This is a genomic window from Elusimicrobiota bacterium (genome assembly GCA_016180815.1).
GTDB lineage: Bacteria > Elusimicrobiota > Elusimicrobia > JACQPE01 > JACQPE01 > JACPAN01.
The window spans coordinates 131,387-139,073 of sequence record JACPAN010000003.1 but is presented as its reverse complement, the minus strand read 5'-3'; the positions used below and the strand labels follow the sequence as shown (position 1 = coordinate 139,073).

Sequence of the window (7,687 nt, the reverse complement as noted above, 5' to 3'; positions counted from 1 at the left end):
AGGCTTACGTGCCCTGTGGGCACGCCGCGCCTCGCGGCGCCTTGCCTCGCTCCAAAATTGCCCCGGCAAATTGATCATTAATTCCTTAACAGACCCTAAGCGTTCTGTCCGACGGTATAATAATGTCCTCAATGCCTAAGAAAGCCATTGTTCTGCTCTCCGGCGGCATGGATTCCGCCGCGGCTCTTTATTGGGCCAAAAACAAAGGATATCGATGCCATTGTTTGATTTTTGATTACGGCCAACGCCACAAAAAAGAAATTCATTTCGCTCGGGCCTTAGCCCGCGCCGCCAAAGCCGCATGCGCCGTTATCCCCATCAAGTTGCCTTGGACCGGCGGCTCCAGCCTGCTGGATTCAACGCTCAAGCTTCCCGCGCATTCCATGACAAAAATCGGAAAAAATGGAATCCCCTCCACTTATGTTCCCGGCAGAAATACATTGTTTTTGGCCTATGCCATTTCAGCGGCCGATGCTCTGGACGCCGAAGCCGTTGTTTTAGGGCCCAATGCCCTTGATTACTCAGGATACCCTGATTGCCGTCCCGAATATTACAGGGCCATGCGCCGCGCGGCCCAATTAGGAACGAAACGGGGCAATAATGGTCAAACCATTCAAATCCTGACGCCCTTAATCGGGCTGTCCAAAGCCCAAATCGCCCGATTAGGCGCTGATTTGCGCGTGCCTTGGGAACGGACTTGGTCCTGTTATGCCGGAGGCCGGCGGCCTTGCCGACGATGCGATTCCTGCAAACTGCGCGCCAAAGGGTTCCGCGAAGCGGGTTTAATTGACCCCCTCATTGATGTCAACGTTAAATGACGACATTAACCATTCCCAGGCCCGATTCAATCTCTACCCTCACGGCAAAAGCGCGGGTCGTTGAAATTTTTGCCTCGATTCAAGGCGAAGGGTTGTTCCTGGGCACGCCCATGATTTTTGTCCGTTTCGGCGGGTGCAATTTGCGCTGTATCTGGTGCGATGAGCCGGACACCTTGGACATGAATACCGGCATCGAGACCGATCTGGAAGAAATTTCACATCAAATCCATCAACTGACTGCCTCGCCGGCTTCAACGTGGATCAGCCTCACCGGAGGAGAACCCCTGCTTCAAATCCCCCTGCTTGAAAAACTCTGCCCTTTACTTAAAAGCCGGGGGTTCAAACTGTACCTGGAAACAGGCGGAGTTTTGGATGAGGCGCTCAAATGCGTTCACAGCCGAATGGACCTCATTTCCATGGATATTAAACTGCCTTCTTCTATGGACCCGGCTTGGAGACCCAATTTTCCTTATGGAAATTGGTTAACCCGCCATGAGCGTTTTCTTTGCGTCGCCCCTGAAAAAACAACGGTCAAAATCGTCCTTACGCAAAGAACGGCTTTGGATGAGTTTTCTTCCGCCTGCAGCCTGCTGAAAAATTTCCCTCAAATTCCCCTGGTGGCCCTTCAGCCGGTCACCCCGAGAAACGGCTGCCGGCCTCCGAATCAGACGCAGCTAAAAAATTTCCTGAATTTAGCCTGGGATGAATTGACCCAGCCCATCCGGCTCATCCCCCAATATCACCCCTTCTGGAAATTGCCTTAGTTTCCTAAGATAACCATTTAAGCGTCGAATCTTGGAGGCTTCAATGTCAACCCGCACCAAACATTCACAAAACGCCGCGACGTCAGGCAATCATAAACCCAGTCCTATCCTTAAAGACGGGCCGCTGACAGGCTCATCGCTTCTGGGCCAGACCGGCCTTGCGCGTCTGGCGGAAACAGGGGAAATCGACACAATTTTAATGGTCTTTCCGGATATGCAAGGCCGCTGGATGGGCAAGCGCGTGACCGCGCCTTATTTCTTGGATCAGGCAGCGGACTCCGGCGTGCATGCCTGCGCTTACTTGCTCACCGCGGACATGGAGATGGAGCCTCTCCCCGGCTTCAATCTCACCAGTTGGAGCCAAGGGTATCAGGACTTTCACCTGGTTCCGGATTGGACAACGGCCAGGGTTCTTCCTTGGCTGCCGAAAACAGGGCTGGTGATCTGTGATTTGAACACAGAGGCCGGCAAACCCATTGAGGTGGCTCCGCGCCAAATTTTAAAACGCCAAATCGAACGCTTAAGCGGACTTGGCTTGCGCGCGAAAACAGCCTCGGAGCTGGAGTTTTATCTATTCAAAGAAACCTATGAAACGGCCCAAGCAAAAAAATTTCATGACCTGGCGACATTCGGCTCTTATATCGAGGACTACCATATCCTGCAAGGCACCAAAGAAGAACCCGTCAACCGGGATATCCGCAATTTGATGGAACCGGCCGGAGTGCCGGTTGAGTTCTCCAAAGGCGAATGGGGGCCGGGCCAGCATGAAATTAATTTGCGCTATGCCGATGCCCTGGAAATGGCCGACCGGCACACCGTGTACAAGCACGGGGCCAAGGAAATCGCCATGTCCAAAAATCTTTGCCTGACCTTCATGGCCAAATACGACAGCCGCTTGGCAGGCTCCAGTTTCCACCTTCACTCTTCGCTTTGGGATATCACCGGTAAAAAATCCAAATTTTGGGAAGGCCAAAGCCCAACCAAAACCTTCCGTTGGTGGCTGGGCGGACAAATGGCTTTGGCCAGGGAATTCGCTCTGTTCTTCGCTCCCAGCGTCAATTCCTACAAACGCTATCAGGCCGGCACATTCGCGCCCACGCGCATTGCCTGGGGGCATGACAATCGGACTTGCGGCTTTCGCATCGTGGGCCATGGCCCCAGCTACCGGGTTGAAAACCGCATACCGGGCGCGGACGCCAATCCCTACCTGGCTTTTGCCGCAACTATCGCCGCCGGAATCTACGGCATTGAACATAAAATCGAACCGCCGGCGGAAACAAAAACCAATGCCTATGAAAGCAAAGGCGTCCCCGAAGTCCCCAAAAGCCTACATGAGGCCATTGCTGCGCTCGAAAAAAGCAAGGTCGCCAAACAAGCCTTGGGCGAAGGCGTGATCGAGCATTACCTGCATGCAGCGCGCCTGGAACTGGCGGCTTTTGAGCGCACGGTCACCTGCTGGGAACGCGAGCGCTATTTCGAAAGGATTTAACCATGCGTCTTAAAAATAAAGTCTGCTTAATCACCGGCGCAGCTTCGGGTATGGGCAAAGTCGCCTGCCGCATCTTCGCCAAAGAAGGCGCCAACATCATCGCCTTAGACCTCAATGATAAGGCCGGGGCCGAGGTGGCGGCTGAAATCAAATCAAGCGGCGGGCAGGCGGTTTATGAGCATTGCGACGTGGCTAAAGCCCAGGATGTGGAACGCGCGATCAAAGCCGGGGTCAAAGCCTTCGGCAAACTCGACGTTCTCTACAACAACGCCGGCATTTTCCTGGAAAAAGATCATTCAGTGACGGATACCGATCCTGAGATTTGGGATCAAACTCAGGATGTCAACTTAAAAGGCATTTACCTGATATGCAAATACGGAATCCCTCATCTCTTGGAGAATAAAGGCGGCTCCATCGTCAATGTCGCCTCATTTGTGGCTTTAGTGGGCTGCTCCGTGCCCCAGGATGCTTATACCGCCAGCAAAGGCGGGGTGATTGCCCTGACCAAATCCTTAGCCGTGCAATTCGGGCCCAAAGGCATTCGAAGCAACGCCATTTGCCCGGGCCCCATTGAAACGCCTCTCTTGATGGAATGGCTATTTAAAGAACCGGCGGAAAAAGCCAAACGCTTGAACCGCATCCCCATGGGCCGCTTCGGCAAGCCCGAAGACATTGTGCACGCGGCCCTCTACTTAGCCTCCGACGAATCGACATGGACCAACGGCGCCGCCATCACCATCGACGGCGGCATCACGTCGAATTATTTTTAGCGATGCTGTCAAAACTCAAATATATTATTCGCATATCAGCAACTGGTCCTCTCATGATAATGACCGGCTGCGTACAGTATCTTCCAATGACTGTCTCAACCAATGCTGTCGGTTCAAAATTTGAACAGCCCGTTGATGTTGCGTCCGGAAGCTCCAGTGCTTACTACATACTCGGGATAGGACCGCTGGGAAATGATTCTCTTCGAGCTGCCGTCGAGGATGCTCTCCAATTTCGCCGCGCAAGTACCTTAAGCAATGTATATGTCGATCGCCGCCTGATTTGTTTCCCATTTTGCTATCTGCCGATTGCAACACGGGTTGACACAATGGTCTACGGCACTCTTGTAAGTTATGGAGGGTCAGCTTACGTTGGGCCAGGCAAAAGTGAGATTGATATCAAACATTTAAATGACGATGAAATTTTAGAGGAAATGCTTAGGCTTCATAATGCCGGGGAACTTGACACATTGGATGCTTTGCTTCGCAAAATAGGCAAAGACAAAACAAAAACCATCTTTGATCCCCTGGAATCCCGCTTAAAAAAAGAAAAACTGGCTTCGCCGGAAAAAGCGCTTTTAAATTGGTTCAAAGATAGAGAATTTGAACAATGACCTTAACCTCAAAACGATTTAAAATGACACCTATAGAAAAAATCATGGTGCCTTCAATAGGCTTGCGACATCTGTTAGACTATTAAGCAATGAATAAAGAATCGATGGAATTTATCATTCGCGGTGGAAAACCGGTGGCCGTGATTCTTGGAATCAAAGATTATCTTCATTTGCTTGAACAAATTGAAGATTCCGAGGACATTCAAGAAGTCGCGCGACTCAAAAAGAAAAAATTACGCTTTAGAAGCTTCGACGATTATCTCGCCAAAAGAAAATCCTAAATAGTTGCACCGCGTCTTTCTTGAACGAAAAGCCGAAAAAGATTTAGATGGTTTGCCCGGTCATATCCGTGAGGCAGCGATCAAGGCAATCGTAAATCTCGAACATAATCCTAGGCCGGCAGGCTCAAAAAAATTGAAGAGTGAGATTCGCAACTGGAGGTTACGAATCAGCGATTACCGAATCCTTTATGAAATCGATGACCGCTCAAAAACTGTGCTAATTTACCGCATTAAACATCGCAAAGAAGCTTACCGATGAAAAAACCGAGGCTTAAAATGCAAACAAAAAACAAAGAACAAATTATCGAGGTCATCAATCCGGCGACCGAAAGAATCATCGCCCATCTTCAACCGGCCGATGAAAAACAGGTGGACGCGGCGGTTGAAGCCGCCGAGCGCGCTTTATCGGGCCCTTGGTCCAAATTATCCCCTCGCGAACGGGGAAAAATCCTATTTCGCATCGCCGAAGAAATCAGAAAAAATAAAGAGGCTTTGGCTCAGCTTGAGACCGGCAACACCGGAAAGCCTATCCGGGATTCGCGCGATGAGGTGGATTTAGCCGCCAATTGCTTTGAATATTACGGCGGGGCCGTCACCAAGTTCTACGGCGAGGTCAATCCGGTCGCAGCCAAAGGCCTCTCCGTGACGCTCAAAGAACCAATCGGCGTGTGCGCGTTAATTGTGCCGTGGAATTATCCCCTGGTCATTGCCTGTTGGAAACTCGCCCCGGCGTTGGCTTGCGGCAATACCATTGTTTTAAAACCTGCGTCCTGGACCCCGTTGACGGCTATTGAATTGGGCAAAATCTGCCTTAAGGCCGGGGTGCCCGAAGGCGTGGTTCATGTTCTCGTCGGCCCGGGCCGAACAGTCGGCCATCGCTTGGTCAGCCACCCTAAAGTCGCCAAAATTTCTTTAACGGGCGAAACGGAAACCGGAAAAGAAATTCTTCGCATCGCCGCCGGAACGCTTAAACGCGTGTCCCTGGAGTTGGGCGGCAAATCCCCCAATATTGTTTTCGACGACGTGGACGTCGAAACCGTGGTTAACGGCTCCGTTTTTTCGGTCTTTTCCAATTGCGGGCAGGATTGCTGCGCGCGCAGCCGCTTCATCATCCACAAAAAAATCTATGACCGCTTTTTAGACGCTTTGGTCAAACGCAGCAAAGCCATCAAAGTCGGCGACCCATTGGATGAAAAAACCGAAGTCGGGCCCATGATATCGGCAGCCCAGCGTCAGACGGTTTTAAATTATGTGGCCGCCGGACAAAAAGAAAAGGCCAAACTCTGCTGCGGCGGAACCATCCCCGCCGCCGGCAACGGCAAAACCAAAGGGTATTACATCCTGCCGGCCGTGTTCGCGGACGCCAAACCCAAAATGACCATCGTGCAAGAGGAAATTTTCGGCCCTGTCGTCGCTGTTTTGCCGTTTAGCAACGAAGAAGAGGCTGTGACCCTGGCCAATGACACCATGTACGGCCTATCGGGCTCTCTGTGGACAAGAGACTTAGGCCGGGCCATTCGCGTAGCCAAAGCGGTTAAAACAGGAGTCCTCTCCGTTAATTCCTCCAGCAGCGTTTTCCTTGAGTCTCCCTTCGGCGGCTACAAGCAAAGCGGCTTGGGCCGGGAGCTCGGCATGAAAGCGCTGGATGGCTATTCGGAAACAAAGGCCGTTTTTTTCAGCGAAATTTAGCGGCTTAGAGAAGAAGGAAGCAGATAATTCGCGCGAAATTCTCCCACGGCGTTAAGGGTGTAGGCCGAAGGACGCGTGTGCCGGGCGTAAAGCGTATACGCCGAACTGGCCCCCAGCTCAATCCAAAATAAGGCCGCCAGGGGCCACCATTGAGCCCGGCCTTTTTTGTTGATCCATTGTTGAAGTGCCGGCCAGAAAAAAACCAGGGAACAAACGGTATAAGGCAAAAAATAAAACTGCCAAAAATGATGCACCTTGGCCCATTTGGGCGCCGCGCAAACATAGGCTAAAGCCGCCAAGCCGGAAACCGCCATTAAAGCGCGCCATGTATCGGACGCGGCCGTCATGCCCAGCCATCGAGATACCCGCGAATGGGGACGCGTCAAAGCCCAAGCCGAACACAAAACAGCCAGAAGTCCTGCATGGGAAAAGTACCGACGGAAACGCTCGATTTGACTCAACGCAAACTCGGCAATGTTGAACTTGCTGTGCGCAATAATTTTATTTCGGCCAAGCACCCGAAGAAACGTCTCCAATGAACCGCCCTGAGCCCAATAAAGATGGACAATGTTCAAAGCAAAAATCCCGATCCCGGATACGCCCAACACCAGGACAAGCGGCCCATGGCCGCGGCCGCGAATCAACTGCCGGCATTCAAACAGAAAAAGACCCAAACTAAAGAAAAGAGGCGCCCAATCAATCAACCCCCCCAGGATGACCCCGAGAAACAAAAATCCCAAAAATTTTGCCGACCCCGTTCCTCGGTACCGGCTCCAGGAGAACAGCTGAAGCATCACCGCAAAAAGCCCGAACGGCTCATAGCCGGGCATGCGCCCGAAAAAAGCGCCCATGGGCAAAGTCGCCATGAAAAAACCGGCCCAAAGCGCCGCAGCAAAGCCAAGCAACGATCGAACAAGCGCGACCATGATCGCCAAACTGCCCAGATGAAAGACAATGGCCGCGCCTCGGGCCACGGCAGGATCATCCGAACCGGTTAATTTAAAGGCGCCCGCTAAAATCAACCCGATCCCCGGCGGATGATGCCCGTACGCAATTTTTCGGCCCGCGTCCCTCTCCACCAAAAAATCATGGGCTCGCGTTTCGCCCAAACCCAACCTTAGATGGCTTAAAGCGACGGTGGTATAAAAAGCGCCGTTGTCCTCATGGATCAACCGCCAGTCTTTGCTCAAGCCGATGGACAAAAGACCGGCGGCGTAGGCGAACAAGACCGCCAGCCGAACGGTTTGAAATTTTTGAGCCAAAAA

General features: G+C 52.0%; 9 protein-coding genes. 8 read left to right on the top strand and 1 reads right to left on the bottom strand.

Annotation, left to right across the window (positions count from 1 at the left end; all coding sequences use genetic code 11):
- Positions 1-131: 131 nt before the first annotated feature.
- The 8 genes from queC to HYT79_01300 all read left to right on the top strand — a co-directional run bounded on the left by queC (position 132) and on the right by HYT79_01300 (position 6,422).
- Complete coding sequence (gene queC, locus HYT79_01335; protein MBI2069219.1) at positions 132-818, top strand: 7-cyano-7-deazaguanine synthase QueC; 687 nt, start codon at positions 132-134, stop codon at positions 816-818.
- Entirely contained in the window at positions 815-1,582 is a 768-nt protein-coding gene (locus tag HYT79_01330; GenBank protein MBI2069218.1) for a 7-carboxy-7-deazaguanine synthase QueE, read from the top strand. Before queC ends, HYT79_01330 begins: the two co-directional genes overlap by 4 nt.
- 43 nt (positions 1,583-1,625) lie before the next feature.
- Entirely contained in the window at positions 1,626-3,071 is a 1,446-nt protein-coding gene (locus HYT79_01325; protein MBI2069217.1) for a glutamine synthetase, read from the top strand.
- Positions 3,072-3,073: 2 nt separating this feature from the next.
- Complete coding sequence (locus tag HYT79_01320) at positions 3,074-3,841, top strand: glucose 1-dehydrogenase (GenBank protein MBI2069216.1); 768 nt, start codon at positions 3,074-3,076, stop codon at positions 3,839-3,841.
- 86 nt (positions 3,842-3,927) lie between these two features.
- Positions 3,928-4,452: a hypothetical protein gene (locus HYT79_01315; GenBank protein MBI2069215.1), complete on the top strand. Its 525-nt coding sequence runs from the start codon at positions 3,928-3,930 to the stop codon at positions 4,450-4,452.
- A gap of 89 nt (positions 4,453-4,541) precedes the next feature.
- On the top strand, positions 4,542-4,733 hold the full coding sequence (locus tag HYT79_01310) for a type II toxin-antitoxin system Phd/YefM family antitoxin (protein MBI2069214.1): 192 nt from the start codon (positions 4,542-4,544) through the stop codon (positions 4,731-4,733).
- Between the two features lie 4 nt (positions 4,734-4,737).
- The gene (locus HYT79_01305; GenBank protein MBI2069213.1) at positions 4,738-4,992 is read left to right on the top strand and encodes a type II toxin-antitoxin system RelE/ParE family toxin; all 255 of its coding nucleotides are present in this window, start codon (positions 4,738-4,740) and stop codon (positions 4,990-4,992) included.
- A 41-nt stretch (positions 4,993-5,033) separates the two neighbouring features.
- The gene (locus HYT79_01300) at positions 5,034-6,422 is read left to right on the top strand and encodes an aldehyde dehydrogenase (protein ID MBI2069212.1); all 1,389 of its coding nucleotides are present in this window, start codon (positions 5,034-5,036) and stop codon (positions 6,420-6,422) included.
- On the opposite strand, the gene HYT79_01295 is transcribed toward HYT79_01300, so the two are convergent.
- Positions 6,419-7,684, bottom strand: a complete 1,266-nt coding sequence (locus HYT79_01295) for a glycosyltransferase family 39 protein (protein MBI2069211.1) — start codon at positions 7,682-7,684, stop codon at positions 6,419-6,421. The genes HYT79_01300 and HYT79_01295 overlap by 4 nt on opposite strands.
- Positions 7,685-7,687: the final 3 nt, after the last annotated feature.